The 25,956-nt window shown below is 68.1% G+C and carries 26 protein-coding genes, 1 tRNA gene and 1 pseudogene; 12 read left to right on the forward strand and 16 right to left on the reverse strand.

What is annotated here, in order from left to right; translation table 11 throughout:
• Positions 1-27: 27 nt before the first annotated feature.
• On the reverse strand, positions 28-1,134 hold the full coding sequence (locus tag ACTWPB_RS14955; RefSeq protein ID WP_446226351.1) for a metallophosphoesterase: 1,107 nt from the start codon (positions 1,132-1,134) through the stop codon (positions 28-30).
• Positions 1,135-1,489: 355 nt separating this feature from the next.
• Between ACTWPB_RS14955 and ACTWPB_RS14960 the strand changes: the two genes are divergently transcribed.
• Complete coding sequence (locus tag ACTWPB_RS14960) at positions 1,490-2,578, forward strand: alpha/beta hydrolase (RefSeq protein ID WP_446221283.1); 1,089 nt, start codon at positions 1,490-1,492, stop codon at positions 2,576-2,578.
• 69 nt (positions 2,579-2,647) lie between these two features.
• Here ACTWPB_RS14960 and ACTWPB_RS14965 read toward each other — a convergent pair whose 3' ends face one another.
• The 5 genes and pseudogenes from ACTWPB_RS14965 to ACTWPB_RS14985 form a co-directional block, all read right to left on the reverse strand.
• The gene (locus tag ACTWPB_RS14965; RefSeq protein WP_446221284.1) at positions 2,648-2,884 is read right to left on the reverse strand and encodes a hypothetical protein; all 237 of its coding nucleotides are present in this window, start codon (positions 2,882-2,884) and stop codon (positions 2,648-2,650) included.
• 25 nt (positions 2,885-2,909) lie between these two features.
• Positions 2,910-6,419, reverse strand: coding sequence for an arabinosyltransferase domain-containing protein (locus tag ACTWPB_RS14970; RefSeq protein WP_446226352.1), 3,510 nt, complete (start codon positions 6,417-6,419; stop codon positions 2,910-2,912).
• Positions 6,420-6,788: 369 nt separating this feature from the next.
• Positions 6,789-7,046 (reverse strand): annotated as a pseudogene (locus tag ACTWPB_RS14975) (hypothetical protein); the annotation flags it as partial.
• Positions 7,047-7,219: 173 nt separating this feature from the next.
• Entirely contained in the window at positions 7,220-8,221 is a 1,002-nt protein-coding gene (locus ACTWPB_RS14980; protein WP_446221285.1) for a serine hydrolase, read from the reverse strand.
• Positions 8,218-9,093, reverse strand: a complete 876-nt coding sequence (locus ACTWPB_RS14985) for a LysR family transcriptional regulator (RefSeq protein ID WP_446221286.1) — start codon at positions 9,091-9,093, stop codon at positions 8,218-8,220. The genes ACTWPB_RS14980 and ACTWPB_RS14985 overlap by 4 nt, the downstream gene beginning before the upstream one ends.
• A gap of 168 nt (positions 9,094-9,261) precedes the next feature.
• On the opposite strand from ACTWPB_RS14985, the gene bla reads away from it, so the two are divergent.
• Positions 9,262-10,194: a class A beta-lactamase gene (gene bla / locus ACTWPB_RS14990; RefSeq protein WP_446221287.1), complete on the forward strand. Its 933-nt coding sequence runs from the start codon at positions 9,262-9,264 to the stop codon at positions 10,192-10,194.
• A gap of 95 nt (positions 10,195-10,289) precedes the next feature.
• On the opposite strand, the gene ACTWPB_RS14995 is transcribed toward bla, so the two are convergent.
• From ACTWPB_RS14995 to ACTWPB_RS15010, 4 genes are all read right to left on the reverse strand, one after another.
• A complete protein-coding gene (locus ACTWPB_RS14995; protein ID WP_446221288.1) occupies positions 10,290-10,547 on the reverse strand; it encodes a helix-turn-helix domain-containing protein in 258 nt (85 codons plus the stop codon).
• Positions 10,548-10,787: 240 nt separating this feature from the next.
• Positions 10,788-11,477: a class I SAM-dependent methyltransferase gene (locus ACTWPB_RS15000; protein ID WP_446226353.1), complete on the reverse strand. Its 690-nt coding sequence runs from the start codon at positions 11,475-11,477 to the stop codon at positions 10,788-10,790.
• Between the two features lie 164 nt (positions 11,478-11,641).
• The gene (locus ACTWPB_RS15005; protein ID WP_446221289.1) at positions 11,642-12,199 is read right to left on the reverse strand and encodes a DUF6817 domain-containing protein; all 558 of its coding nucleotides are present in this window, start codon (positions 12,197-12,199) and stop codon (positions 11,642-11,644) included.
• 63 nt (positions 12,200-12,262) lie between these two features.
• A complete protein-coding gene (locus ACTWPB_RS15010; RefSeq protein ID WP_446221290.1) occupies positions 12,263-12,892 on the reverse strand; it encodes a TetR/AcrR family transcriptional regulator in 630 nt (209 codons plus the stop codon).
• A 35-nt stretch (positions 12,893-12,927) separates the two neighbouring features.
• Between ACTWPB_RS15010 and ACTWPB_RS15015 the strand changes: the two genes are divergently transcribed.
• Positions 12,928-13,335 (forward strand): RidA family protein, encoded by a 408-nt coding sequence (locus ACTWPB_RS15015; protein ID WP_446221291.1) that lies wholly within the window; start codon positions 12,928-12,930, stop codon positions 13,333-13,335.
• Between the two features lie 3 nt (positions 13,336-13,338).
• Here the strand turns inward: ACTWPB_RS15015 and ACTWPB_RS15020 are convergent, their stop codons facing one another.
• Positions 13,339-14,253 (reverse strand): AraC family transcriptional regulator, encoded by a 915-nt coding sequence (locus ACTWPB_RS15020; protein ID WP_446221292.1) that lies wholly within the window; start codon positions 14,251-14,253, stop codon positions 13,339-13,341.
• A 116-nt stretch (positions 14,254-14,369) separates the two neighbouring features.
• Between ACTWPB_RS15020 and ACTWPB_RS15025 the strand changes: the two genes are divergently transcribed.
• The 8 genes from ACTWPB_RS15025 (at position 14,370) to ACTWPB_RS15060 (ending at position 21,979) form a co-directional block, all read left to right on the forward strand.
• Positions 14,370-15,368 carry a saccharopine dehydrogenase NADP-binding domain-containing protein gene (locus ACTWPB_RS15025; RefSeq protein ID WP_446221293.1) on the forward strand — a complete coding sequence of 333 codons (999 nt, stop codon included), beginning with the start codon at positions 14,370-14,372 and terminating at the stop codon, positions 15,366-15,368.
• Positions 15,365-16,576 carry an SGNH/GDSL hydrolase family protein gene (locus tag ACTWPB_RS15030; RefSeq protein ID WP_446221294.1) on the forward strand — a complete coding sequence of 404 codons (1,212 nt, stop codon included), beginning with the start codon at positions 15,365-15,367 and terminating at the stop codon, positions 16,574-16,576. Before ACTWPB_RS15025 ends, ACTWPB_RS15030 begins: the two co-directional genes overlap by 4 nt.
• Before the next feature lie 198 nt (positions 16,577-16,774).
• Positions 16,775-18,169 carry a sensor histidine kinase gene (locus tag ACTWPB_RS15035; protein WP_446221295.1) on the forward strand — a complete coding sequence of 465 codons (1,395 nt, stop codon included), beginning with the start codon at positions 16,775-16,777 and terminating at the stop codon, positions 18,167-18,169.
• On the forward strand, positions 18,166-18,576 hold the full coding sequence (locus ACTWPB_RS15040) for a roadblock/LC7 domain-containing protein (RefSeq protein ID WP_446221296.1): 411 nt from the start codon (positions 18,166-18,168) through the stop codon (positions 18,574-18,576). The genes ACTWPB_RS15035 and ACTWPB_RS15040 overlap by 4 nt, the downstream gene beginning before the upstream one ends.
• A complete protein-coding gene (locus ACTWPB_RS15045) occupies positions 18,573-18,917 on the forward strand; it encodes a DUF742 domain-containing protein (RefSeq protein ID WP_446221297.1) in 345 nt (114 codons plus the stop codon). Before ACTWPB_RS15040 ends, ACTWPB_RS15045 begins: the two co-directional genes overlap by 4 nt.
• A gap of 43 nt (positions 18,918-18,960) precedes the next feature.
• Positions 18,961-19,512, forward strand: coding sequence for a GTP-binding protein (locus tag ACTWPB_RS15050; RefSeq protein ID WP_446221298.1), 552 nt, complete (start codon positions 18,961-18,963; stop codon positions 19,510-19,512).
• Positions 19,509-20,762 carry a cytochrome P450 gene (locus ACTWPB_RS15055; RefSeq protein ID WP_446221299.1) on the forward strand — a complete coding sequence of 418 codons (1,254 nt, stop codon included), beginning with the start codon at positions 19,509-19,511 and terminating at the stop codon, positions 20,760-20,762. Before ACTWPB_RS15050 ends, ACTWPB_RS15055 begins: the two co-directional genes overlap by 4 nt.
• On the forward strand, positions 20,759-21,979 hold the full coding sequence (locus tag ACTWPB_RS15060; protein ID WP_446221300.1) for a cytochrome P450 family protein: 1,221 nt from the start codon (positions 20,759-20,761) through the stop codon (positions 21,977-21,979). The genes ACTWPB_RS15055 and ACTWPB_RS15060 overlap by 4 nt, the downstream gene beginning before the upstream one ends.
• Before the next feature lie 57 nt (positions 21,980-22,036).
• On the opposite strand, the gene ACTWPB_RS15065 is transcribed toward ACTWPB_RS15060, so the two are convergent.
• The 3 genes from ACTWPB_RS15065 to ACTWPB_RS15075 form a co-directional block, all read right to left on the reverse strand.
• Entirely contained in the window at positions 22,037-23,182 is a 1,146-nt protein-coding gene (locus tag ACTWPB_RS15065; protein WP_446221301.1) for an acyl-CoA dehydrogenase family protein, read from the reverse strand.
• A gap of 17 nt (positions 23,183-23,199) precedes the next feature.
• Entirely contained in the window at positions 23,200-23,820 is a 621-nt protein-coding gene (locus tag ACTWPB_RS15070) for a QsdR family transcriptional regulator (RefSeq protein WP_446221302.1), read from the reverse strand.
• A gap of 111 nt (positions 23,821-23,931) precedes the next feature.
• Positions 23,932-24,004, reverse strand: a tRNA-Glu gene (locus ACTWPB_RS15075).
• A gap of 119 nt (positions 24,005-24,123) precedes the next feature.
• On the opposite strand from ACTWPB_RS15075, the gene ACTWPB_RS15080 reads away from it, so the two are divergent.
• Positions 24,124-25,077, forward strand: coding sequence for a DNA polymerase domain-containing protein (locus ACTWPB_RS15080; RefSeq protein WP_446221303.1), 954 nt, complete (start codon positions 24,124-24,126; stop codon positions 25,075-25,077).
• A gap of 51 nt (positions 25,078-25,128) precedes the next feature.
• On the opposite strand, the gene ACTWPB_RS15085 is transcribed toward ACTWPB_RS15080, so the two are convergent.
• Both ACTWPB_RS15085 and ACTWPB_RS15090 read right to left on the reverse strand, forming a co-directional pair.
• The gene (locus ACTWPB_RS15085) at positions 25,129-25,257 is read right to left on the reverse strand and encodes a hypothetical protein (protein ID WP_446221304.1); all 129 of its coding nucleotides are present in this window, start codon (positions 25,255-25,257) and stop codon (positions 25,129-25,131) included.
• A gap of 136 nt (positions 25,258-25,393) precedes the next feature.
• Positions 25,394-25,888, reverse strand: coding sequence for a DM13 domain-containing protein (locus ACTWPB_RS15090; protein WP_446221305.1), 495 nt, complete (start codon positions 25,886-25,888; stop codon positions 25,394-25,396).
• Positions 25,889-25,956 lie beyond the last annotated feature (68 nt).

Raw genomic sequence — 25,956 nt, forward strand, 5'->3', positions numbered from 1 at the left:
GCGACTCGCTGGGTGGCGTCACGCGGATCAGCGTTCCGGATGCAGGACCAGCACGGTGATCTCGCTGGGTGCGAACACCCGGAGCTGCGGACCCCAGAAGCCGGTGCCGCGGCTGGTGTAGAGCTGGGTGTTGTTCGCGTGCCTGCTCAGGCCCGCGACCACCGGCTGGTCGAGCCGGACGAGATAGTGGAACGGCCAGATCTGCCCACCATGGGTGTGACCCGAGATCTGCAGCGCGATGCCCGCCGCGGCGCTGTCGGCGATCTGTTTGGGCTGGTGGGCCAGCAGCACCACCGGGACATCGGGGGCGCCGCGCAGAGCGCCGGGCAGGTCGGGGCCGTGGCCGGGCAGACCCTTGCCGGTCGGGTCGTCGATACCGGCGACGACGAGCTGGTCGCCGTCGCGGGTGAGGACCCGGTGCTGGTTGTGCAGCGGCTCCCAGCCGATCGACGCCATGTGGTCGATCCAGCCCTGCGCGTCGCCGAAGTACTCGTGGTTGCCGGTGATGTAGAACCGGCCAAGTGGTGCCTTCACCTCGGCCAGCGGGTCGACCTGGGCGTGCCGCTTCGCCACCGATCCGTCGGCGAGATCTCCCGCGTGGCAGGCGATATCGGGCTGCTGCGCGTTGACCACCTCGACCACCCGCTCCGACCACCGCTGCCGGTCGAGCGCGGCGTAATGGGTATCGGTGACGACCACGACACGCAAACCGTCGAGCCCGTCGGCCAGTCCGCGGATCGCCACGTCGACCGTGCGCACCCGTGGCACCCGCCGCGCCTCGTAGACACCCCACGCGACCAGTACCACCGAGATCGCCAGTACGCCGACCGCGACGAGCCGCGCGGCGAGCGCACCGTCGACACCGGCCACGGCCAGTGCACCGCGCGCGAACACCCCGATCACCGACCAGGAGAACACCACCCACAGGACTCCGAGCAGGGTGTCGCCGACGATCACCGCCGGATCCGACTGGGCGGGCCCGTGCCCGCGGAACATCGTGAGCGGCAGGCACCCGAGGGCGGCCACGCAGATCGCCGTCCCGATCCAGAACAGCGTGCCGCTGTCACCGGTCGGCGCTGAGACCAGCGTCCACCAGGGGACCCCGAACAGCAGGGCGAGGACCAGCGACAACATCATCAGGCGTACGGCGAGCTTCACGGCGGTCCTGTTCTCGGCAGGGCGGCCGGGCGCGGCCACGAATCGACCTCCCAGGGTAGCGCTCCGTCCGGGCGCTCCTCCGCCGAGAATCGGCCGTACTTTCCGCACACGCGAAGCAGGCTGCCCCACTGCACAATTCGATATTCCCGGGGATCGCCGGGCGCGCTATGCTGCCCGGCAGGGCCCCGCGCGCAGGTTTCACACCGCGGCGGGTCGAGTGGGGAAGCGGCGCGGCCGCACAAACGGGAAGGTCAGTACACCGATCATGCGTGGCGTAATTGTGGGAGGGGCGCGGCAGCGCCGTCACAGATCCGGGCTGTTGCGGCGGGTCATGGCAGGTGCGGTCGTAGCGGTGCTGCCGTTCGGCGCGTCGGTCGCGCCCGCGGCCGCCGATGCCGACCCCTCCGCGATCGACTTCCGGGTGGATACGTCGATGGGTGAGATCAACACCAGGATCATCCGCGCGGCCGACGGCAACACCGATCGGGTGGTCTACCTGCTCGACGGCGAACGCGCCGAGGACGACCTCAACGGCTGGGAAAAGCACACCACCATCCCGGCGCAGATGGCGAAGTTCAACATCAACGTCGTGATGCCGGTGGGTGGGCAGTCCAGCTTCTACGCCGACTGGGAGCAGCCGAGCAGCTTCGGCGGCGTCAATCCCGACGGGTCGCTGCTGCCGAGCGCGGACTCCGGCTCGGCGATCGGTGGCTGGGAGGACACCCAGGGCAAAACCAACACCTACAAGTGGGAAACCTTCATCACCAAGACCCTCCCGGACGCCATGAAGTCCCGGCTCGGCTTCAGTTCGACCCGCAACGGTGTGGTCGGCCTGTCCAGTGGTGGTAGCGCGGCGCTGTTGATGGCGGCCTACTACCCGGAGCAGTTCACCTACGCGGGCTCGCTGTCGGGCTACCTGCACATGTCGATGCCCGGCATGCGTGAGGCGCTCGGCGGGGCGATGATCGCCAGCGGTGGCTACAACATCGAGGCGATGGCACCCGCCGGCAGCGAGAAGTGGCGCCGGATGGACCCCTACGGCTTCGTCGAGAAGCTGATCGCCAACAACACCCGCCTCTACGTCTCCGCGGGCAGCGCCAAGCCCGCCGACCAGGACCTGTCCTCGATCGACGCGATCACCCAGGGCATGCCACTGGAAGCGATCGCCCTCGCCAACACCCGCTCCTTCGAAAAGCGGGTGACCGCACTGGGTTACGAGAACGTCAGCTACGACTTCCCCGACATCGGCATCCACAACTGGGGCACCTGGGAACAGGTAGCCATCCGCCTGATCCCGGACATGGCACGCAACATCGGCAAGCCCCTCCCGGCGGGCGCCACCCCGCCCGCCGGTGGTGCACCGCCCGCTGGTGGACCCCCTGCCGGTGGACCGCCCGCCGGTGGCGAGCCGCCGAAGTAGCCTCTGCCGCAACTGAAACCGCCGCCACCCCTTTACGGGTTGCGGCGGTTTTCGTCTCTCGGAGGTCGGTCAGTCGTCGCCGGATTCGATGCGGTGCTGCTCCACCACGACCTCGTACTGGGCTCGCTGGTCCGCCGTCATGTGCTCCTCGGCGAGGGTGCTGATGCTCCAGGGGACAGGGCAGGGTGGGGTGTGGTCCGGGTCCGGGCACAGCAGGCGTTCGATCTGCTCGGCGAGCGAGCGTGCTTCGGCCTCGGACGCGACAACACCGAGGTTGATCTCCCACAGCTTCTTCTCGTCCGCCATCTGTCGGATCTCCTTGCACTAGTGATCAGTTCGTTCTGATCGGGCTCTCGGTCGACCAGCCCCATACGGTCGCTTCGCGCAGGCGGATCTCGGCGGGTGGTGCGGCGACGGTGCGGGTGAGGCGTTGGAGTTCGCCCCAGTCTCGGGTCCAGTCGTCGGCCAGGTAGGCGGGGATGGTGCGTGATTGCATGAGCATGGCGGTCCAGCCGAGGGGGCCACCGCCGGTGTCGCCCTGCCAGGTCTCGGAGACCTGGGCGTTGAGTTTGTCGGGCTGGATTCGCCAGATCGGCATCTCGGCGACGCCGTTGCGGTGGTCGAACGGGCGCTGGCACGGGAATGCCAGTCCCACATGCCAATCCGCGAGGATCGGGTCCGAGCTGCCGACGACGGTGTTCAGGCTCGACAGTTTCGGCAGGCGGGGCGGGGTGATCGCGAGCCACTGCATGGGGTCGGGCTCGCCTGCGTCGGCGACCAGTCGAATGGCTTTGGTGCCTGCGGGAATTCGATCCAGTGCGATCGGGAGGTTCCGCCAGCCCGGAGCGCCGCCAACCGTTGGCGGGGTCACATCGCCTAGGGCGGTGGTGGTTCCGTCTTCACTACGACGAGCGAACTCCACTCGCAATCGCTGCCCTGGCATGCGTGAGCCATCGGGCGCGGTGGACTCGATCCGTCCGGCGACCGTCAGGATCAACACCCGGTACGCCGGAGTCTGCTGTGCGGCTGCGAGATCCATCCGGTACCACTGCGTCGTCAATTGTGTCCGCTGTGGCTCGCCAGTCGAGTAGCTACCGATGACCGGTGTCCGTTCCGGGGCAAGCCCGAACGGCAATGCGACCGTGCTCCCGTTCACGCCGGCCACTGTGGGCCCGGACGAGCCCGGTGCTCCAGGCGGTCCCGCATTCGGACCGCTCGGCGGTGCCCCGTTGGAACCGCCTGGTGCGGAGCCATTTGCCCCACTGCCCGGCGTCCCGTGCTTGCCACCCGGAGAAGCGCTCCCACCAGGTGCCGAGCCGCCAGGGCTCGCGCCGCCGGGGCCGCTTCCGCCGGGTCCGCCCCCGCCGGGGCCCGTGCCGCCGGGTCCGCTTCCGCCGGGGCCCGTGCCGCCGGGGCCTGAGCCGCCGGGTGCGCCTCCGCCCGGGCCTGACCCACCGGGTCCGCTTCCACCGGGGCCAGGGCCCGAACCCGAAGGTGGAGCCGAGGATTGGCCGGGTCCGGGATCGGGGGCGAGGCTTCCGACACCGTTCGGGGTGAAGCCGGTGTTCTCGCCGGCCAGACCGTCGGCGACGGTGCCGCTGTACGGGGTGAGCAGTGAGTCCGCGGTGTTGGTCTCGACAAGAACATCATCGGCCATCGCGCACTGATCACCCGCCAACGCGCGAAGATTCGACAGCCCGACCGAATAGGCCGGGTACTGCGAAATGGCCGCAGAGGCCAGCGATCCCACCTCGAACAACACCATGGCCGCGGCGGCGACGGTCAGTGGCGTGACCGCGGAGGCCCGGCGGTTTCGTCTACTGCCGCCTCGGCTGACACCGGCACGCACGCGGCCACGATCGACAACGCGGCTAGTGCCAGCACCTGCGTCGGCCTCGCGGTCAATGTCAGCCCCTCCGTGTTCTCCGGTGGGACTCTGCGCGCCGCTGCCGTGCGCGCGGTCCCTGACACCGACGGAGTCGCCTTGATGATCGGCACTGGTGCCGGCACCGACGCCATTCACGGCGGCGGCGGTGGGCGCGCGGTAATACTGGCACAGCGCAGTGACGAGGGCCGCGGCCGTTGCGGCGAGGAAGAAGGTCGATACTTCGATGCCGCTGAGGGTGGGGGCGCGGTCGGGCCATGGGACTCCGTAGCCGGAGACGTACCACCAGCCGTTGGAGCCGGTGAAGCTCACCGCGAGCAGGAACAGCACCGCGGCGGCGAACAGGGTTCGGAGATAGTTCTGGCCGACGCGGGTCAGCGCCACCGCGGTGATCGCAGCGAGTGCGGCTGCCAGGCCCGCGTAGACGCCGAAGTGGTGAGTCCACTTGGTGGGGGTGAACATCATCAGCAGCAGGGCCATGAAGACGACGGCGAGGATTCGGGTCACCGGGCCACGGGCGGTCTCGGGGATCCGGCCGCGGCGCAGGGTCGCGACGATGCCCACGGCGAGGCACAGGAGCATGGCGAGGATGCCGAAGCGGCGGCCCAAGGAGCCGTCGGGGTTGACCGACAGCAGGGAATCCCAGCGCGTGCGTTCCTCGAACCAGGACATGTCGGGGCCGACGAGCTGGCGAACGCGGGTGGCTTCGAGGACAGTCGAGAAGGTTTGATCGGCGAAGACGACGACCAGCACGAGAGTGCCCGCGGCGACGATCGGGGCAACGAGTGCGGTGTACCGGAGGAACACGGATGTGCGAGCAGTCGCGCCCGAATCCGGTGTGGCGCGGGCGATGATTGTCCGGAGTACCGGTCGCGATCCGGCCAATAGTGCTGCCACGCAGATCAATCCGGTGGGCCCGGCCGCGAGGGAGAATGCGGCGATCAGCACCGCGACGGCGGCGGGCAGCAGGCGGCGGGTGGCGATCGCCCGTTCCATCGAGCACCAGGTGAGGAGCGCGCCGACCGCGATCAGCGGTTCGGGGCGCAGGCCGTTGTTATAGGGAAGCCAGATCGACAGGAACACCAGCGCCGCTGTCCAGCGCGCTACCCGGCGGGAACTCACACCGGAACCCAGGCGCGGCAACACTTCCCGGCTGAGCACCAGCCAGCACACGAACCCGGCGAGCAACGCGGGCAACCGCATCCACAGCCCGGTCTCACTGACCCGGGTCATCTGGGCGAGCACCTCGTAGGGCCACCCGAACGGCGCCTCGGCGACCTGGAACCACCGGTAGTAATTGGCGGTGTAGCCCGCCTCCTTCGACGCCCGCGCCATCGTCAGGATGTAGCCGTCGTCAGAACTGTTGGCGCCGATCACATGCCACACGACCAACGTGCCCGCGACCATCGCGTCGAGCCCGGTGAACCGCCACCAGCGTGCAGGCAGAACACGTCGAGTCCGGCGATCGTCGCGAGAATCGCTGCGGTGCAAGCAGATCAAGGCGAGCAGCGAGCACAACACGGCCCCGATGATCGCCGCCAGTTTCCAACCCGTCGGACTCGACGAGAACCGCGCATCGATCTCGGCATTCAGCCGCGCGTCCCCCATCCGTCCACGATCCAATTCGGTGAAGACGCCGACCACTTGCGGCCGCACATCAGCGTCCACGGTCGTCTTCATCGGCGACCCGTCGGCCCGGATCATGCCGGTGAGCTCGGCGGTCGTGCTCGTCGCAGTGGAAACCACCGTCAACGCACCGCATCGAGCATCCCGCGCATTCGCAGGGATAGCGTCTCCCGCAGCGCCGGGCCCACCGTCCGGACCGGCCGGCGGGTTCGTAGGCGATGACTGTGCACCGCTCGGCCCGTTCGGCGGAACCGCGCCCGAAGGGGGAGCACTGCCAGGAGTGGGCGACCCTGCCGACTGGCCGCTACCCGGTGCTCCCATATCAGGCATACCGGGCGCGCCCGGCGGTGACCGGTCAGCGCTAGGGGAGGGGTTCCCGGCAAGGAGACGGCCGCTCGGGGGAGTGCTTCGATCAGCGGGAGCGCCATCCGGTGGGGTGCTGCCTTGGGGCGGCGCCCCGTTGGGCGGGGTGCTGTGGAGGGGTGGCGCGCCGTTGGGTGGGGTGCTGCCAAGGGGTGGCGCACCGTTGGGTGGGGTGCTGCCAAGGGGTGGCGCACCGTTGGGTGGGGTGCTGCCAACGGCTGGCGCGCCGTTGGGTGGGGTGCCGCCGGGAGGTTGGGCACCGGCTGTGCCCGCGGGTTGGTTCGCGCCGGTAGGCGCCGGTTGTGTGCCGCTCTGGTCTTCGGCGGCCGAGCCCTCCTTCGAAGAATCATTCCTCGCGATATCCGCGATCGACGCGGACAACAGCAGCTTGTCGCGCAGCACCACCGACAGCGTCCGACCGGCTCCCGGCCGGTCCTCGATCCGTGCGACCAATCCCTTCGACCCGGCTCGCGGCGCCTGGGCGGGAACTGTGGACAGCACGGTGCCGCCGGTCATCTCGCGCAAGGCCGTACACGGAATGCTCAGTTCGAGCGAGATCGGCACGTAGTTCACGAGCGGTGCGCTCAGCTGCATCGACTGTGGCTGCGGCCAATCCAGGCTCGCGCGCTGCTGCTGCACCGGCAGCAGCGGAGTCGCCACCGCCAGCACTACACCCAGCGCCCCCGCCGCGATCCCGATCTTCTGCACTCGGCCGAAGCCGGAAGAATCTCCACCCACAAACGACGATGCTAGCCACCGTTGTCGCCTCAGCGTGGGCGGCGCAGTTCGGTGACGGCGATCCGTGCCGCCTCACCGATCGCGGCGTCGACCACCGGCAGCATCGGGTCGGCGCGGGCGGCGCGGGTGAAAACCGCTACCGCTACCGGTGTTTCGCCGGGGAACTCGATGACGGCGACTTCGTTGCGGATCACCCCGATGGTGCCGGTCTTTCCGGCGACGAGCACGCCGCGATGGGGGAATCCGGCGGCGATGCGGTGCGGCCAGATCTGCTTGCTCATCACCGTGCGCGCGAATTCGGTGCTCGCCGTGGACAACATCTCGCCCGACCACAGCTTCCACAGGAACCGCGTCATCTCTTCGGGTGTGGTCGCGCTGGCGTAGGACGGGTCGTAGGCGGAGACGGTCCACGCCTCGTCGTTGTCGGCCAGCGCCGCGAAAGCCTCTGCGGTGCTGTGGGTGTCGGTATCGCGCACCAGGCTGCGGTGCGCGTCGGCCGTGCCGCCGACGATGCGGGTATCGGTAAGGTCGAGCTCGTGCACCAGCTCGCCCACCGCGGCGAGGCCGACCTCGCCGAGCAACACGTCGGCGGCGGCATTGTCGGATACGGTCATCATCGACGTGGCCAGATCGCGGCGGCTCAGCGTGACCGGATCACGCAGTGCCGCAATGCCGGTGGGGCCTGGAGTGCACTCGGTGGGGTTGATGGTGAGTCGACCTGCGGGGTCGATCCGGTCGCGGTCGACCTGCCGCAAGAACGCCGCCAGCAACAGCAGTTTGTAGACCGACGCGATCACCACGCGGTCGCGACCACCGACCGAGACCTCGCCGGAGGAGCCGTCGCAGCGCCGGGCGTGTAGCCAACCGGCACAGCCCGCGTCGGCGAACACGGCACGGATCCTGGCGTTCGCCGATTCGGAAACACCGGGTACGCCGCCATCGCCGGTGCTCGATCTGGGCCGTGTGTCGCTCGCCCTGATCCGGTTCGCATCAGGGCGGGCGCCGTCTGTCGCCGCGTCGAACTCGCTCATCGCAGCCGCTCTCGGTAGAGCACCCGATCCAGCGCATCGGCATGGGCACCGGCATCGACCCGGCGAATGACCCTGACCCGCACGGCAATCGACTGCGGCGCCAACGTGAGCCAAGCAACTCCCGGCGTCGGTGTCGGCAGTGTGGTGGTCACGCCGAAACTGGTGCCCGCGGCGACGGCGGCCAGCACCGCCCGATCGTCGGGAGCGGCGAGCGGCGCGGCGTCGAGCCCCCGTTCCCGCAGCAGATCGATGATGCTGTCGAAGGCGGGTGGGTTCGCGGCGCGCGGCGGATGCGCGAAGTTCAGCCCGGCGAGCATCGGGAAGGTCGGGCGCTCGGCGGTGGTGGTGCGGTGATCGGCGGGCACTACCAGCCAGCGCGGTAACTTCACCACCGGTCCGGCCTCGACACCGTCGACCAGCGCCGGATGTTCGATCACCGCCACATCGCACACACCCGCCCGCACCTCGGCGACGAGATCGACGGTGGTGCCCAGCGTCGTCGCCACGCTGCCACCCGCGGCGCGCAGACCCGTGACACACGCGGTGACCAGCCGATCGGGCAGCGCGCTTGTCGCCGCGAACCGCACGGTCCCGCTGAGCTGCGCGATCCGCTGTGATTCGGCGAGCAACCGGTCGGCGTCGTCGACGAGCAGCCGGGCACGCGGCAACAGGTGCCTGCCCGCGGTGGTGAGCAGTGCGCCCTGGCTGGTGCGGCGGATGAGTTCGATGTCGAGATGCTGTTCGAGACGGCGCAACCCCTGCGACAGGGGAGGTTGGGTCATGTCGAGCGCCGCTGCCGCCCGCCCGAAGTGGCCCTCGTCCGCGACAGAGACGAAGAACCGGAGGTGGCGGATCAGATCCATATCGGCCATTGAACCAGCGTGCTTGCCGCCACTGGCTCGATCGGCCGGACGCCGCCGGTGACGATCGGCCGTCTGCCTGCGCTTACCCCGTCCGAACTGCGGTGATATCGAGCGCGACTTGTCCAGGCCGGTGTCCGATATTGGCCTCGTGGTGGCCGGCGATGATGTTGTGCACCGGTGACTCCCACCGCATTGACGCACCGAGCCCCGCGCCTTCGAACCCGACTCGCCGCCGTCACGCTGGCGATCTCGGCCATGACATTGACCGCCTGCTCGAGCAATGACGTAGCACCGTCGACATCCGCGCTCGCGTCGTCGACCGCGCCCGCCGCAGCCACATTCGCCGAACTGGAGGCGAAATATGGTGCGCGACTGGGTCTCTCGGTCGTCGATACCGGCAGCGGCGCCACGGTGAACTACCGCGAGGGCGAACGCTTCCCGATGGCTTCGACCTTCAAGGGTTTGGCGTGCGGCGCTCTCCTGCAAGCCCATCCGCTGTCCACCGGCTACTTCGACCAGGTCATCCACTACACGGCGGCCGACATCGTGGTGAACTCCGCCGAGACGGAAAAGCACATCGACACCGGGATGACCGTATCCGCGATCTGCCACGCCGCGATCACCGTCTCCGACAACACCGCGGGCAACCTCATCCTCCGATTGCTGGGCGGCCCAGCGGGTTTCACCGCCTTCTTGCGCACGCTCGGCGACAATGTCTCCCGCCTCGACCGCTGGGAGCCCGAGCTCAACACCGCCATCCCGGGCGACGAACGTGACACCACCACCGCCGCGGCCCTGGTCGCCGACTACCGCGCCCTCGTCCTCGGCACAGCCCTCGACGACCCCGAACGCGCCCAGCTCACCGACTGGCTGCTCGCCAGCGCCACCGGTGCCAAACGCGTCAAAGCGGGCCTGCCCGCCGACTGGAAAGTCGGCGACAAAACCGGCAGCCCCGCCTACGGCTCCGCCCTCGACGTAGCCATCGCCTGGCCGCCCGGCCGCGCGCCTCTCGTTCTCGCGGTCCTGACCACCAAGCCCGAACAGAACGCCGAACCGTCCAATGAACTCGTCGCCGAGGCAACGAAAAGCGCTGTGGGCGAGATCAATTAGCGCAATCGGCCCGACCGGCCAGGAGATCCATACCCTTGACCCAATCCCGGCTGATGGCCCGACGATTCATCCGGTCGTCGGGCCAGTTGGTCCGGTCACGCGGTCTTTCGCGTGGTCAGGTGGGTGTGCAAACCGAGGCGCGCACCGAAGCCGATCAGCCGCTCCAGGCTGTAGACCCCCTGCTTGCCTGCTCGCATCTCATAGATCCGTGACCTGGAAACACCGAGTCGCTCGGCTGCTTGGGTGGGCGTGAGTTCCAGCTCATCGATCCGCGCGAGCACTGCGTCCAGTGCCTCGGCCCAAACTCGAAGCCGCGCGGCCTCTTCTGGGGAGTCCGATCGCTTCCCATACATCGGACGTTCGCTGAATTCTCATGGCTTCATCCCTTCCTTGCATCCGCTTCTGCCGCGCGATAGCGGTCCCGGCCATAGCCGAGGCCACTGGACCGGCTGCGGCAACTCGCGCAACCGGTCCAGCGCATCGCCGACCCACCGGAGCTCCTACATGCAGTCAGTTGTGGCCGACCATCGCATCTGTTACCGCTAGGCGCGATTGAGCTGGTAGATATAGCTTTCTGGTCACACTCTCTGTCACTACATTTCCTCCTGTGTCTCACGTATCCGCCGAGTCCGCGATGGCACGGTTGGGGAGTCGTACACCAGGGTGTATCGCCAGAAGAGCCGGCGCCGGATCCGGGCGCCAGGCAGTTCGAGAGCGACCGCGGCACAAATGTCGGCCAAGGTGTCCGTCGGGTCCATAACGGGTGCTGACATATGCGGCGGCAGGGCATCCGCGCGGGTCGGGTGTTTGATCATGCCGATGATGGGATTCGCAGCGACGGCAGGAAGACTTGCGAGGAGATCGCTGCGCCCCGATGTGCGATAGCAGCCGACAACCACCAGGCGCCCACCCGGCGTCAGGCAATCGCGCCGTTCGCTCAGGGTGGGTACCAGTGGCAGGTGGTGGAGGACCGCGACGAGGGTAATAGCGCCCCGTCGCTGATGTGGATCGCGTCCAGAGAATCCTGTGTGGAGGATGCTTACCGCCGGATCGTCTGCGAAGCGCTCTGCCGCTACAGCGGCAGTCTTGGCATCGGGTTCCAGCCCAATCACCGAAGCGCCCCGCCGACGGAGCAAGGCAACCAGGTTGCCTGTGCCGCAACCCACGTCAAGGACATCTCGGGTACCGGACGCCACGACTTTGCGAACAACCCACGGACCGTAATTGTCATTGTGGCTCCACGGATGTCGCTGGTTGAACCGATCGAGTTGAGAAAGCAGCACCTTCGCATTCTCCTGGCAGATGAAAGAGCGTGCGTCCAGCAACGCGCGCGAGCCCTACGTCGTGGCAGCCGCGATGTCACAGGCGATCTCGCGGACAAATGCCGGGCGAGCACGCGCGCGGCGCGACGATGACAGTAACGCTGATCAAGTGACAGATATGATGGTCAGCCAGCCGACCCCTGGGCCAGCTCGGTCAGAAGTGCACAGTCCCGCCTGGCAGCAGTAGGTAGACGGTGACTTGTGGCGGAGAACAGTTCATATAGGGGTTGGGCATGCCGGCGAGCGAGGTCCTTGTTGTGCAACATCACGTCGATCTCATTTGCGACCGTGATTTCCAGGAACGCCCGAATGTCGGAATCGGCAGGGCGATGGGCATTCCCGGTGAACCGGTCGATGAAGGTGACCGGTTCACGTCCAGCCAGTTGCGGGTACAACGCGTTTCGTACGCAGCTGCCATAGAGGTAGACGAGGTGCTCCGCACGGTTGCCGATGAGGTCGACGAGCTGAGGACGTTCGTCGGGCGCAATTAGTGCGGTGGCGAACCCGTCGGTGCCGTAGGCCGCATGACAGAGTCCAGCCAAAACGACGTCGTCCGGTACTGCCCAGGTCGCAAGGCGTTCGGCAACTCGACGAAGGTGGTCGAGAAGGGTGCCACCAGGGTGGCCGATCGTGTCGGCTTCGTGATCGGTCAGCCACTGCTGGACCTGGTTTTCATCGACCATTTGACAGTCTCCCCCTGAATCTCTTGGAGCAGCTACGATCGCACACTCCGACACTGAAGATCCTTAAGTCAGATGCTCGAAGCGGTCTTGGAACTGCCAGCCCGACGCCACCGACCGCGCGCACCGCCGCGGATCGTCACCGGCTCCCACGAACAATGCTGTGAGCAAAGGGATTCCGTAGCCGAGGGCCGCCGGTGGCAGCGGCCCGGTCGCGACCAGACCCGCCAGCCCGTGTCCGATGGTCCAGCTCTGCGTGGCCAGGTCCAGCGAATCGATATCGGCCTCGAACCGTCCGATCGACCTGGCCGAGTCGGCTGCCCGGACCAGGCGGTCCAGAGTGGCGTCGGCCGCCTGCGCGTCCTCGAGTGCGAAACCCGCGTCGAACATCACCCGGTAGAGATCGGGATTGGTCAGGGCGTTGGCGAGGTAGGCGCTGCCGAGCGCGGCCAGATCGTGCACCGGATCCTTGGTGACCGGTACCTGGGCCAGCCGCGCCGCCAGCCGGGTGAACCCCTCCTGTCTGACCGCGCGCCACAGGCCGTCCATCCCGTCGAAGTAGGTGTAGACGGCCATTGTCGACACCTCCGTACCCGCGACGAGCCCGCGCTGCGTGACCGGCTGCCGTTCGCGTAGCAGCTGCGCAGCCCGGTCGATAAGCATCGACCGCACTGCGGGATTCTTCGCCCTTGCCATGGCACCAGATTACATATCAATGTTATGTTATCGGCATGTCAGTGGAACTGGTGAATCCGGAAGGACTGTCCAAGCCGGAGGTGTATCGGCAACTCGCGATCGCGACAGGCTCGCGGCTGGTCTTCTTGGCCGGGCAGGTTGCCCGTGATGCCGACGGAAATCCGGTCGGCACAGGTGATTTCGCGGCGCAGGTCGAGCAGGCCTACCTCAACATCGGCACCGCGCTCGGGGCAATCGGTGGGTCGTTCGACGATGTCGCGAAGCTGACCATCTATGTCGTCGACTGGAATGCGGACAAGTACCCGCTGCTCGGTGAAGGTGTCGCCAGGGCGGCGGCGAAGTTGGGGGTCGATCCGGTCAAGCCGATCACCTTGATCGGGGTGGTCGCGCTCGGTGAGCCGGACCTGCTCGTCGAGGTCGAGGCGACGGCCGTGCTCGACTGAGGGTTACAACGCTCCGGCCACCAGGACTTCGGTCGGTGCCGAGCGGTATCGCCCTGGGGCCGTGTCGAATTCGCGTTTGAAGGCCTTGCTGAAGGCGTATTCGGAGCTGTAGCCGGTGTGCTTGGCCACGGTGGACAGTGGGTGGTCGGTGTCGCGGAGCAGGCGGGCGGCGGTGAGCATGCGCCAGCGGGTGAGGTAGGTCAGTGGGGGTTCGCCGACGAGGGTGGTGAAGCGTTTGGCGAAGGCGGCGCGGCTGAGACCTGCTCGGGCGCCGAGGGATTCGACCGTCCATCCGTGGGCGGGATCGTCGTGGACGGCGCGCAGGGCGCGGGAGATGTCGGGGTCGGCGACCGCGGCGGCCCAGCCGGTTGTCTGCTCGGTGTCCGCGAGCCAGGCGCGCAGGAGATAGAGCAGCAGCAGATCCAGCAGCGGGGGTATCGCCGCATCGGCGCCGGGGTGGGTGTCGGTGAGTTCGTCGGCGAGCAGGTCGACAGCGGCGCGCAGCGACGGATGGGTGCCGAGCCGGGCCGGAATGTGCACCACCTCGGGCAGTTCCGTCAGCAATGGATGGGTTCGGTCGGCGGCGAGCTGATAGGAACCGCACAGCAGGGTCGCGGGAGCGCCCGGTCCCGCCACGATCCGAACGTCCTCGGGTCCGGCGGTCTCGGTCACCGGGCTGTCGAGCTGGTCGAGCAGAACGTGGGCGACCCCGCGCGCCATGAACACCGCGTCACCGGCACCCAGTGCCAGCGGCTCCGTATCGGGCCGCGTCAACCAGCACGAACCCTGGAGAACCACATGGAAGCCCGCGCTCTCGATGCGCGGATACGCCCGGCCCCACGGCGCGTGCCGCACGAACATGCCGGAGGCCGGGCTGCCGGTCTTCGCGGTGGCCAGGACATCGCTCAGCAGATCCATGTTCGAAACGATACTCGTGGAGACGATTGGATATCAGAGCAAGATCCTGGATGATTTCATGTCTCGTGGTTGACTCATACGCTGAGTTCATCAGCCCGATGAACAAGGAGCACGACATGAAGATCGCCGTCTACGGAGCCAGTGGCCACGTCGGAACATTCGCGGTGCGGGAGCTGCGCGAGCGCGGCATCGAAACCGTGGTCGTCGGCCGCGACGCCGCGCGGCTCGCCGGTCTCGGCGCTGAGGTCCGCGTCGCCGCCGCCGACGATCAGGCCGCCCTGGTCGCCGCGTTCACCGATGTGGATGCCGTGATCAGCACGCTGCCCGATTACACCGGCATCGGCGAAACAGTGCTGCGCGCCGCCATCGCGGCAGGCGTCCACTACGTCGACGTCGCGGGCGAACAGCTCTTCGTCGAGAAGGTCTTCGCCGAATACGGCCCGCTCGCGGTAGCGGCCGGCGTGACGCTCGCCACCGCGACCACCGAAGCGGGGATCTTCGGTGACCTCCTCGCCCACCTCGGCGCGCAGCGACTCGGCGGCGCCGACGAGATCGTCCTGAGTCACGTCGCCGCGCCCGGTGGCGAGGGCTCGCGCGGGAGTATGCGTACCGTCTTCCAGAATCTAGATGTCTTCACCAGCGGAGGCTTGTCCTGGTCCGACGGCGAATTCCACACCGGGCCCCAGCCCCGCCGCGCTACCTTCGTACTCCCTGACGAGACGGAACCCATGGCAGTGATGAAGTTTCCGCAACCCTCGGTCGTGACCATTCCGCGCCACACCGCCGTGCGCTCGGTGGAGGGCGTGCTCGCGAAGTCGATCTTCGAGATCGTCGGCACCGTCACCGAAGCCGATCTCGACGCGGCGCCCGAGACGCCGTCGGTCCCAGCCGCGTACTCGATGGTTGTCGACATCCATCGCGACGGCCGGACACTGCGCGGCATCGGCAGCGGTCCCGACGCCTACCGCAACAGCGCCCAGCTCGCGGTCGAGGTCGCGACGCGCATCGCGACGGGCGCGGGCAAGCCGGGCGCACAGTCACCCGCCGAACTGTTCGACCCGGTCGAATTCCTCGACGACCTCGCTACCTTCGGCATGACCTGGTCGCTCCGGTGACGGTGCGCCTGCGCTGGATCGCCGCGCCCGTCGCCGCCGTGGCCGCGCTGGCCCTGGTGTCGTTCGGCGCGCGCGATACCGACACCTCCTGGTCGAGTGCCTGGGCGACCGCGCTCCAGTACCCGATCTACCAGAACTGGTCCGCGTTGGGTTTCTCTGATCAGACTGTGCGGCAGGTGATCCGCCTGTCACACGAGGGCCCGCAGGTCAGAATCCGGTTGTCGAACCGCTACGGGCAGTACCCGCTGCCGGTCTCGGCGGCGACGGTCGCCGCCAGTGCGGGCGGAGCCGCTGTCGACCCGGAATCGGTGCGGGCGTTGACCGTTGGTGGGCAGTCCACCTTCGTGATCGCGCCAGGGGGCGACGTGGTCAGCGATGCGGTGGACACGGCGGGGGCGTCGATGGCGGTGACTCTCTACTTCGCCCAACCCACCGGCCCCGCGACCCAGCACGGCCAGGCGCTCGCCACCACCTACCGGGCATCCGGCGATCACACCGCCGATCCCTCGGCGGCACCCTTCACCGATACCTCCCAGTCCTGGTACTACCTGGCAGGCGTCGACACCCTGCGACCGAGTGCGGGCGATGTCACCGTGGCCTTCGGCGATTCGCTCACCGACGGCTACCGCTCCACCCTCGACGCCGACCAGCGCTACCCTGACCAACTCGCGGCGGCGGGCCACCACGGCCCGGTGGTCAATGCCGGATTCAGCGGCAACAGGCTGCTCACCGACTCGACCGTGCTGGGCGACAGCGCCCTTGCCCGTTTCCGCCGCGACGTCCTCGAGCAACCGGGCGTCGGCACCGCCGTCGTGCTGGTCGGGATCAACGACATCGGCCTGTCGGGTAGCGCGGGGCCGGACGGGGCCGTCTACCCCGAGGTTTCGAAAGATCAGCTCATCGCCGGATACCGCGAATTGATCAGCCAGGCGCGAACGAACGGTGTGCGTATCGTCGGCGCGACCATCCCGCCGTTCGCCGGGTCGACCTACTTCTCGCCCGAGAAGGAGCGATTGCGCACCGACGTGAACACCTGGATACGGGAGTCGGGCGCGTTCGACAAGGTGGTCGATCTCGAACAAGCGCTGGCCGCGCCCGGTGATCGCACCCGCCTCGCCGCGGCGTTCGACAGCGGTGACCACCTGCACCCCAATGACTCCGGCTATCGAGCCATGGCCGCGGTCATCGCACCCGCTCTCGCCACGTGATTACCGTCTCGCCCCAGCTGCCGCGACCAGGTCGGACGCTGACCTGTACCCGAACGGCCCGTGAACCCTGATCGGTCGAGTGGCAGGTCGGGCGGGGGCTCGATATGCTCGACTCCGACTTCGGAACAGGCTGCCTTGCTGCGTGTTTGATCGACCACTGATGGCTGGGGGCCTGTGAGTACCGCGGAAGCACTGCCGATGGCACAGACAGTAGCCGCGCCGGAGCAATCCGGTGACAGCGCCGGATCCGTGGTGCTCGGCGCCGGGGTGGCGGTGGTGGCGATCGCCGCTGTGACCGCGGTGTTCACCCCGCAGGCCGTCGGCATTCCGGTGCTCGCCGCCGCGGTGGCCGCGGCACTGTTCGGCTGTCCCGCGGTCTGGTTCGCACTGCGTCAGCGCGCGCAGGCGCGCGCGAGTCTGGCCGCCGCCCAGCGGGCCGAACAGCAGCTGGCCGCCACCGTGGCCGAGGCGAGCGCACGCCTGACCCGGGCCGACGAGCACACCGCGGCGTACGCCTGGGAAGCGCAGGAGAATTCGCGGCGGGGCGCGGCGGCACTGGCCGCGTTCGCCGGTGCCGCGGGCCGCATCCAGGCGATGACCACCTCGATGCTGGCCGAACTGCGGGAGATGGAACACCGCCACGCCGACCCTCGGGTGCTCACCGACCTGCTCCACATCGACCACCGCACCGCCCAGGCCGGGCGCCTCGCCGACAGCATCGCGGTCCTGTCCGGTGCGCGCACCGGCCGCCGCTGGGCGAAGCCGATCGCGATGGAATCGATTCTGCGTGGCGCGATGGGTCGCGTCGCCGGGTATCAGCGGGTGCGGCTGCGGGCGATCGCCGAGATCGGCGTCGCCGGGCATGCCGCCGAAGGCGTGATGCACGCACTCGCCGAACTCCTCGACAATGCCTGCAACTTCTCGCCACCCACCACCGAGGTGCACGTCTACGCCGCGGAAGTACCCGCGGGCGTGGTGATCACGATCGAGGACAGCGGCCTGATCATGAGCGATTCCGCGCTGCGCCGCGCCGAAGCCGCCGTCACCGGGCGCGATCACAAGGGCAAGGGCGTCGATCTGGCCTCGCTGTCAGGTACCCGGCTCGGGCTCGCCGTGGTCGGGCATCTGGCGCGCAAACACGAACTCACCGTGTCGTATCGGCCGTCGGCGATCGGTGGCACCGCGGTCGTCGTTGTCGTCCCGCGCGAGCTCACCGCGCGCGCCGAACGCCGCAGCCGCAATGTGATGGCGCCGCCGCGCTTCGCCGAGCCCGCCACGCTGAGCCAGTTCGACACTCCGATCCCGCGCAGAACCGACACCGGCACCATGGATTTCAGCGCGCCTACCGGTCAGCACGCGCGACCGGAGACCGACGGTGCCCCGTCCTCCTCGCCCACGCTGCCGAAACGTCGCCGGGGCGACACCCTGGCCCAGGTCCACCCCGAAGGCCTGACCACCGCGCCAGCCGCGAAGGCGCCACCGGCCAAGCCCACCGCCCTCGGTGCCTTCCAGCGTTCCGCGCCGGGCCGCACCATCGCACGCCACGAACCGGGCAGCGCCGCCACGGCTCCCGACCCACAGGAGGACCGATGACCACCACCGCCCCCGCGAATCTCGGCTGGCTGCTCGAGAAGCTGCTCGCCCGCACCCCGCGCGCCAGGCATGCCCTGCTGCTGTCGGGTGACGGGCTGAAGATCTGCCACACACCGGAACTCGATGTGGATCGCGCCGATCAGCTGGCCGCGATCGCCGCCGGTTTCCAGAGCCTGGCGCATGGGGCATCCGTCGAGTTCGGTGACGGGCGTGGCGGCGTTCGCCAGTCGATGACCGAGTTCTACGGCGGCATCCTGTTCGTCGTCGAGGCCGGGCGCGGTGCGCACTTGGCGGTGGTCGCCGCCGAGGACGCCGATGCCGGTCTGGTCGGGCACACGATGCACGAGCTGGTCGAACAGCTCGGCGAGCACCTGGCGGCCCAGCCCAGACGCGGAGCGATCGATTGACCAGGGCAGGTCGCGACGACGATCCCGACCGCTTCTACACCCTGACCGGCGGCCGAGCGCCCGCGACCGAGGATTTCGACCTGGTCACCCTGGTGGTCAGCGAGTCGGCACCCACCGCGGGCATGTCCTCGGAGCAGGCCGCGGTCCTCGACATGTGCCGGGCGCCGACCGCGGTGGTGGAGATCGCGGCCGAGCTGCGCCTGCCCGTCGGGGTCGCCACGGTGGTGCTGTCGGACCTGCTGGCCGCGGGCAAGATCACCGTGCGCCCACCGCTGTCGGCGGCGATGTCGCTGGATGCTTCCACCCTCGAGAAGGTGCTCGTTGGACTTCGCAAGCTCTGAGAACGTGCCCGAGCGGGCTCGAGCGCCGCTACACAGCACGGCAATGCACGGGTTGAAGATCGTGGTCATCGGCGGATTCGGTGTCGGTAAAACGACATTGGTGCGTTCGGTGAGTGAGATCCGGCCACTTGACACCGAGGCCACCATGACCGATGTCGGGGCAGGCGTCGACGACACCAGCGCGGTGCCGGGCAAGTCGACCACCACCGTCGCCTTCGACTTCGGCCGCATCACCCTCGACGACGAACACGTGCTGTATCTGTTCGGAGCTCCCGGGCAGCAACGGTTCTGGTTCCTGTGGGACCGGCTGTTCGCCGGTGCGCTCGGCGCGATCGTGCTGGTCGACCAGCGCCGGATCAGCGACTCCTGGTACGCGATCGACCGGCTGGAACATCAGGGCACCCCGTTCGTGGTCGCCTGCAACGACTTCGGTGATTCCTACGCCGTCGGCGATGTGCGTGAAGCACTCGATCTCGATCCGGCTGTGCCGCTGGTGATGTGTGACGCGCGCTCGCGCGAATCGAGCAAGCAGGTGCTCATCACCTTGGTCGAGCATCTGTATTCCGCTGTCCCGCAGGGAGAAATCGTCTCATGAGCACACCGACCGGCGCCTGCCCGATCACCGGCGCGGTGCCGTTGAGCGGCCCCGAATTCCACATCGAACCGCACGAGGTCTACCGGCGGATGCGCCGCGATCACGGTCCCGTCGTGCAGGTCGAACTGCCCGGCGGGTTCCCGGCCTGGCTGATCATCGGTTACCGCGAACTGCACCAGGTGACCAGTGATCCGCTGCTCTTCCCGCGCGATGTGTCGCTGTGGAATCAGTGGCCCAATGTGCCCGACGACTGGCCGCTGCTCCCGATGGTCGGGCGGCCCATGCCCTCGATCTACTTCACCGCGGGCGCCGAACACCGCAGGCACCTGGCCATGGTGGAACCCGCGCTGGACGCGGTCGACCACTTCGAATTGCGCCGTGCCTGTGAGGAAATCGCCGACCGGCTCGTCGACAGGTTCTGTGGTCGTGGCACCGCCGACCTGATGGCGGAATTCGCGTTGATGCTGCCGGTGCTGGCGCTGGCACGCATTCTCGGCCTGCCCGATGCCGATGCGGCCGACCTCGCCCTGGTGATGAAACTGCTCGCCGACGGCGGCGCCGACGCCCAGGCCGGGTACGCGCGCTTCGCCGAGCACATGGCGCGGCTGGTGGCAGCCAAGAAGGTCCAACCGGGCGGGGATCTGGTGTCGTTGATGCTGGCTGATTCCGAGCCGTTCACCGACGAGGAATACATGATGGACCTGATGGCCATCACCGCCGCGGGCCATCTGCCCACCGCCGACTGGCTGGGCAGTTCGATGCGGTTGATGCTCACCGACGACCGTTTCGCCAACGCGCTCGGCGGCGGCACGCGCAGCGTCGGCGAGGCCATGAGCGAAGTGCTCTGGGAAGAGGGCCCCACCTCGATCCTGGCCGGGCGGTGGGCGGCGCGCGACACCCGCCTGGCCGATCAGACGATCCGGGCGGGCGACCTGCTGCTGCTCGGTCTGGCCGCCGCCAATCTCGATCCGCATGTGCGTCAGTCGTTTACCGAGGGCGGCTCGGTACCGACGGGCAACAACGCGCACTTCGCGTTCAGCTACGGCGAATACCGCTGCCCCTTCCCGGCGCAGCAGATCGCGGAGATCATCTCCCGGACCGGGATCGAGGTGCTGCTCGACCGGCTCCCCGACATGGACCTCGCAGTACCCGCCGACCAACTCACCCGGCGACCTTCGGCTTTCCTTCGGGGCATGACCGCACTGCCCGTTCGCTTCACACCAGTTCGACCCGTCGGAGGCTTTTCGTGAGTTCGCCATGCCCTTTCGCCATCGACCCCATGGTCGGTGACCTCGACGGGGAAACCGCCCGACTACGAGCACTCGGCCCGATCACCCGGATCGACCTGCTCGGCGTGCCCGCCTGGACCATCACCGATCACGCCGTCGCGCGTCGGCTGACCACCGACACCCGGCTGGTCAAGGACATCAACGCGTGGTCGCTGTACGCCGACGGCGTGGTGACCGACCAGTGGCCGCTGATCGGCATGGTCGACGCGGGTCGTTCCATGTTCACCGTCGACGGCGCCGAGCACCGCAGGCTGCGCCTCAAGACCGCGCAGGCGCTGGCCCCGCGGCGGCTGGAAGAACTACGCCCGGTGATCGAGCAGCTCACCGCCGAACTCCTCGACGACCTCGCGGCCGCCGGTGCCGACGGCGTGACGGTCGACCTCAAGGAGGTGTTCGCCTACCCGCTGCCGATGCGCGTGGTCGGCGACCTGATGGGAGTCGCGCGCGAGGACCACGCGCAGCTGCTCGCCTGGTACAAGAAGTTCTTCTCGGTGATGACCCCGCAGGACGAGCGCCTGCGGGTGATCGGCGCACTCGACGTGTACTTCACCGACCAGGTCAGGCAGAAGATCGCGAACCCCGGTGACGACCTCACCTCGGCGTTCATCAGCGCCGACGAGGGCGGCGAGCCGCTCACCGAGGAAGAGGCGATCGGCAATATCAAGGCGCTCGTCGCCGCCGGGCACGAGACCACCGTGAGCCTGATCATCAACACCGTGCGCGCACTGCTCGGCGAACCCGAACAGCTGGCGAAAGTGCTTGCCGGCGATGTGGAGTGGAAGCAGGTGATCGAGGAGTCGCTGCGCTGGGATGGCCCGGTCTCGCACCTGCTGATGCGTTTCGCCACCGAGGACATCGCCGTCGGCGACACCGTGATCGCCAAGGGTGACGGCGTGGTGATGTCCTACCGTGCCGTCGGTCGCGACACCACGGTGCACGGCGAGACCGCCGACGAGTTCGACGTGACGCGCTCGACCGCCAACCGCCACTTGGCTTTCGGCTACGGCCCGCACATCTGCCCCGGCGCCGCGCTGTCGCGTCTGGAAGCCGCGATCGCGCTGCCCGCGCTGTTCGCCCGCTTCCCGCAGCTGCGACTTGCCGTGCCCGACAGTGAGATCGGCAACCTGCCGGTGCTCACCCAGAACGATCTGGCCGCGTTGCCGATCATCCTGAGCTGACCAGCGTCGCGTCGCGCCCGGTGGATCCTTCGCCGGGCGCGACGCTTTCGTTCCGCTCTACAGGCCCAGATCGCGGCCGATCAGTTCCTTCATGATCTCGTTGGAACCCGCCCAGATCTTGGTGACCCTGGCGTCCATCCACGCCCGCGCGACCCGGTATTCACGCATGTAGCCGTAGCCGCCGTGCAACTGCACGCACGCGTCGAGCACCTCGTTCTGCACCTGCGCCGACCACCACTTCGCCTTCGCGGCGTCGACCGCCGACAGCTCACCGGCAGCGTGCGCGGCGATACCCTGATCGACGAACGCCTGTGTCACTTCGACTTTCGTGACCAGCTCGGCGAAAAGGAACTTGTTGTACTGGAAGCTGCCGATCTGCTGTCCGAAAGCCTTGCGCTCCTTGGCATATTGCAGCGTCTCGTCCAGGATCGCGGCAGCGTGCGCGAGATTGGAGACCGCGGCGCCGATGCGTTCCTGCGGCAGCCGCTCCATCATGGCGATGAAACCGCGGTCGAGCTCGCCGATCCGGTTGGCATCGGGGACGCGCACATTGTCGAAGAACAGTTCGGCGGTATCGGATTCGGGCTGGCCGACCTTGTCCAGCTTGCGCCCGCGGGTGAAGCCGTCCATCCCGGTCTCGATCGCGAACAGGGTGATGCCCTTGGCCTTCTTCTCCGGGCTGGTGCGCGCGGCGACGATTACCAGGTCGGCGTTGAAACCGTTGGTGATGAACGTCTTCGAGCCGTTGACGATCCAGTCGTCACCGTCGCGCACCGCGGTGGTCTTCAGCGCGGCCAGGTCGGAACCGCCCGACGGCTCGGTCATGCCGATGGCGGTGATGATCTCGCCGGTGCAGAACTTCGGGAGCCAGCGCTGCTTCTGCTCGTCGGTGGTGAGCTCGACCAGGTAGGGCGCGCATACGTCGTAGTGGATGCCGAACGAGGACGACAGCGCCGCGCTCGCCTTGGCCAGCTCCTCGCCGAGCACGGCGCTGAACCGGTAGTCGCCCGCGTCGCTACCACCGAACTCCTCGGGCACGCCGAGGCCGAGGTAGCCCAGTTCGCCTGCCGCGAGCCAGGTGTCGCGGTCGATCGCCCGCTCTTCGACGAAGCGTTCGGCGTTCGGCTCGATCGAGCGCTTGATGAATTCGGCGACCGACGCGCGGAAGGCGTCGTGGTCCTCGGTGTAGATGGAGCGCTTCATGGTGTCCTTTCGCTGACTTACTGTTCGGGCCGTTCGCCCAGCAGAACCAATGACGCCCGGACAACACTGGCCGCGTCGGGTTCCTCACCGCTGATCACATCGGTGTAGATGAAGGTCTCGGTGATCCGCACCAGCAGCAGCGCCAGCTCGGGCACCGGCAAGAGCGGATCGAGAGTATCGGCCGAAATCTCTTCGGCGAGTAGATCTTCCACGATCGCGACGATGCGGTGCTGCACCGATCCTGCGCGGGTGGTGAGCAGTCGCAGCGCCCGTTCGGGTTCGCGCAACAGGAACTGGCGGAAGGCGGGGGAGGTGTTGGTGGCCTGGGCGAAATCGCCGAGGATTGTCGCGATGCGGTACGCGCCGCGACCGGGAGCGGCGGCGGCCGCGCGACGCAATGTCGGCTCGGCGACCGAGAAGATGACCTCGGCGAGCAGTTCGTCGCGCCCGCCGACCCACCGGAACAGCGTTGCCCGGTTCACCCCGAGCGCGACGGCGAGTTCCTTCATCTCGAGTCGGTGCCCGGCCAGGAACACGGCCCTGGCGGCCCGGAACGCGCTCACGGGATCGGGACGCGCTGCCGCGTCCTGCAGTCGCTTCTCCAGCGCCGTCAGCTCGATCCTGTCACCTCCCTGCACCGTTTCCTACAGTGTATGAACCGTGCAACGTCTGTCAATATGTTGCACTCCGGACACAAGATAAGGGCACAAAAAAACTCCCCGGTCACCATGACCGAGGAGTTCTCGCTGTAGCCCCGACGGGATTCGAACCCGCGCTACCGCCTTGAGAGGGCGGCGTCCTAGGCCGCTAGACGACGGGGCCAGAACAACAGCTCACCGGGGTGAGCCGCGCGGAACATACGATAGCCGACGACCTGGTGATCGACCAAAACGGGTGGTCGCCGGGTTGACCACCCCCCAGCCGCGAGGCAAGGTTGGGCCATGACCAGCAAAGAGCTGCGCGGTGGGGTGGAGATGAGCAATCTCGATCAGCCGCTGTTCGATGGGGCCGAGGCAACCAAGCGGGATCTGGTCGACTATCTCGAGTTCGTGGGGGAGCGGCTGGTCCGGGTGTTGCGGGGGCGAGTGCTGTCGGTGGTGCGGGTGCGGCCGGGGCAGCCACCGTTCATGCAGAAGAACCTGCCGAAATACACGCCGGACTGGGTGCCGCGCGCGACGGTGTGGGCGCAGAGTTCCCATCGTGAGGTCACCTACGCGCTCGGTGATGACGTGCGCACGCTGCTGTGGTTCGGGAACCAGCGCGCGGTGGAGTACCACCCGCTGCTGTTGCCGGTCGACCACAGCGCGGGCCCGACACACTTGGTGCTGGACCTGGATCCCTCACCGGGACAAACGTTTCGAGATGCGGCAGCGGGCGCGCATCTGATCAGGGCGGCGCTTGCGGCCGACGGGCTCGCCGGTGCGGTGAAGACCAGTGGTGCCAAGGGATTACACGTCTACGTGCCGATCGAGCCCGGCGTCGCCATCGAGGATGCCGCGGCGGCGACCCGGGCCGTCGCCGCCAGGGCCGAGCGCCTCGATCCCACCGTCGCAACCACGGCGTTCCTCCGCGAGGACCGAGCAGGCAAGGTATTTCTCGACTCCACGCGAGCAGGTGGCGCAACGGTGATCGCGGCATACAGCCCGCGCATCCGGCCGGGAGTCCCGGTGTCTTTTCCCTTGCGCTGGAACGACATCGACTCGGTGACCCCCGCCGATTTCACCCTGCGCACCGCACCGAACCTCCTCGGCGACACCGACCCGTGGGCCACGGAAATGCCCGCACCACAAGCACTTCCCGCCGATCTGATCGCCGAAGGTCACACCATTCCGATCGCCCGCGTCCAGGCCATGCACGAAGGCAAACGCCGGGCCCGTGCCCGCCGCGACGAATGAACTCCTCGCCCTGTCGAATTCGAGAGGGCGAGGAATGTTGTCAGATCCTGATCAGCTGCCGAGTGACGCGATGCCCGCCTGGGCGAACTTCTCGTCGAGGTCGCTGCTCGGGGCACCCGCTACGCCGATGCCCGGGATCGGGGTGTTGTGGCCTTCACCGGGCGCCGCCACCAGGAACATGTCGGCCAGGTGGAGAGCGGACTCGAGGCGCTTGGCCAGTTCGGTGGCGGGGGCGTTCCAGGAGACGGCGGTGAATGCTCCTGCTCGTCAGAGCTCAGCAGGGCAGCGCCGACCAGGCAAGGCGGCGTGGCCGGACCTAGGCGGGCGCCAGGGTGGCGGCGCCGAAGGACACGTGGAAGCGCTCGCACCAGATGCTCACCGACTGCACCGTCGACAGATCGGTGCCCGCGGGCAGCTCATAGTTCTGGCTGCCCTCGTTTCCTTTCAGGGAGCCGAGGTCGATGTGGTTGCCGTCGTCGAAGTTGTGCCAGTCGTCGACGATCACCGGCTGATCGGTGAGCCAGACGTGCAGGTCAGGCCCGTCGGAGGTGTTCAGGTCGGCGATCCTGAGCACGATTGTGCCCTCTGACGTGCGCTGGAGCTGCGCGGTGCCGAAGGTGCCGTGCTCATGGGAGACGAAGGTGCCCTCGGCGATCAGCGGTGGTGGCGCACCGTCCACCGCGACGATCGGTGCCTCGTCGACGGTCACCGTGGTGAACAACCGCCAGGGCTGGAACAGGTACAGACCCACGGTCACGGCCGCGACCAAGCCGATGGCGATGACGGTGAACAGAGTCCTGCGAGTGCTCATTTGCGCCTCCTTCTCGCCCATCATGCCCCAGCGCGGCCCGCAGCGGGTGCCCGATTTGCCGGAAACGA

Source organism: Nocardia sp. IBHARD005 (assembly GCF_052814245.1).

Coding starts and splice junctions, on each gene's coding strand:
- ACTWPB_RS14955 (WP_446226351.1), bottom strand. CDS start 1,134: ATGTTGTCGCTGGTCCTCGCCCTGCTGTTCGGGGTCCCCTGGTGGACG.
- ACTWPB_RS14960 (WP_446221283.1), top strand. CDS start 1,490: ATGGCAGGTGCGGTCGTAGCGGTGCTGCCGTTCGGCGCGTCGGTCGCG.
- ACTWPB_RS14965 (WP_446221284.1), bottom strand. CDS start 2,884: ATGGCGGACGAGAAGAAGCTGTGGGAGATCAACCTCGGTGTTGTCGCG.
- ACTWPB_RS14970 (WP_446226352.1), bottom strand. CDS start 6,419: ATGCCTGATATGGGAGCACCGGGTAGCGGCCAGTCGGCAGGGTCGCCC.
- ACTWPB_RS14980 (WP_446221285.1), bottom strand. CDS start 8,221: ATGAGCGAGTTCGACGCGGCGACAGACGGCGCCCGCCCTGATGCGAAC.
- ACTWPB_RS14985 (WP_446221286.1), bottom strand. CDS start 9,093: ATGGCCGATATGGATCTGATCCGCCACCTCCGGTTCTTCGTCTCTGTC.
- ACTWPB_RS14995 (WP_446221288.1), bottom strand. CDS start 10,547: ATGTATGGGAAGCGATCGGACTCCCCAGAAGAGGCCGCGCGGCTTCGA.
- ACTWPB_RS15005 (WP_446221289.1), bottom strand. CDS start 12,199: ATGGTCGATGAAAACCAGGTCCAGCAGTGGCTGACCGATCACGAAGCC.
- ACTWPB_RS15010 (WP_446221290.1), bottom strand. CDS start 12,892: ATGGCAAGGGCGAAGAATCCCGCAGTGCGGTCGATGCTTATCGACCGG.
- ACTWPB_RS15015 (WP_446221291.1), top strand. CDS start 12,928: ATGTCAGTGGAACTGGTGAATCCGGAAGGACTGTCCAAGCCGGAGGTG.
- ACTWPB_RS15020 (WP_446221292.1), bottom strand. CDS start 14,253: ATGGATCTGCTGAGCGATGTCCTGGCCACCGCGAAGACCGGCAGCCCG.
- ACTWPB_RS15025 (WP_446221293.1), top strand. CDS start 14,370: ATGAAGATCGCCGTCTACGGAGCCAGTGGCCACGTCGGAACATTCGCG.
- ACTWPB_RS15035 (WP_446221295.1), top strand. CDS start 16,775: ATGGCACAGACAGTAGCCGCGCCGGAGCAATCCGGTGACAGCGCCGGA.
- ACTWPB_RS15040 (WP_446221296.1), top strand. CDS start 18,166: ATGACCACCACCGCCCCCGCGAATCTCGGCTGGCTGCTCGAGAAGCTG.
- ACTWPB_RS15050 (WP_446221298.1), top strand. CDS start 18,961: ATGCACGGGTTGAAGATCGTGGTCATCGGCGGATTCGGTGTCGGTAAA.
- ACTWPB_RS15055 (WP_446221299.1), top strand. CDS start 19,509: ATGAGCACACCGACCGGCGCCTGCCCGATCACCGGCGCGGTGCCGTTG.
- ACTWPB_RS15065 (WP_446221301.1), bottom strand. CDS start 23,182: ATGAAGCGCTCCATCTACACCGAGGACCACGACGCCTTCCGCGCGTCG.
- ACTWPB_RS15080 (WP_446221303.1), top strand. CDS start 24,124: ATGACCAGCAAAGAGCTGCGCGGTGGGGTGGAGATGAGCAATCTCGAT.
- ACTWPB_RS15085 (WP_446221304.1), bottom strand. CDS start 25,257: ATGTTCCTGGTGGCGGCGCCCGGTGAAGGCCACAACACCCCGATCCCG.
- ACTWPB_RS15090 (WP_446221305.1), bottom strand. CDS start 25,888: ATGAGCACTCGCAGGACTCTGTTCACCGTCATCGCCATCGGCTTGGTC.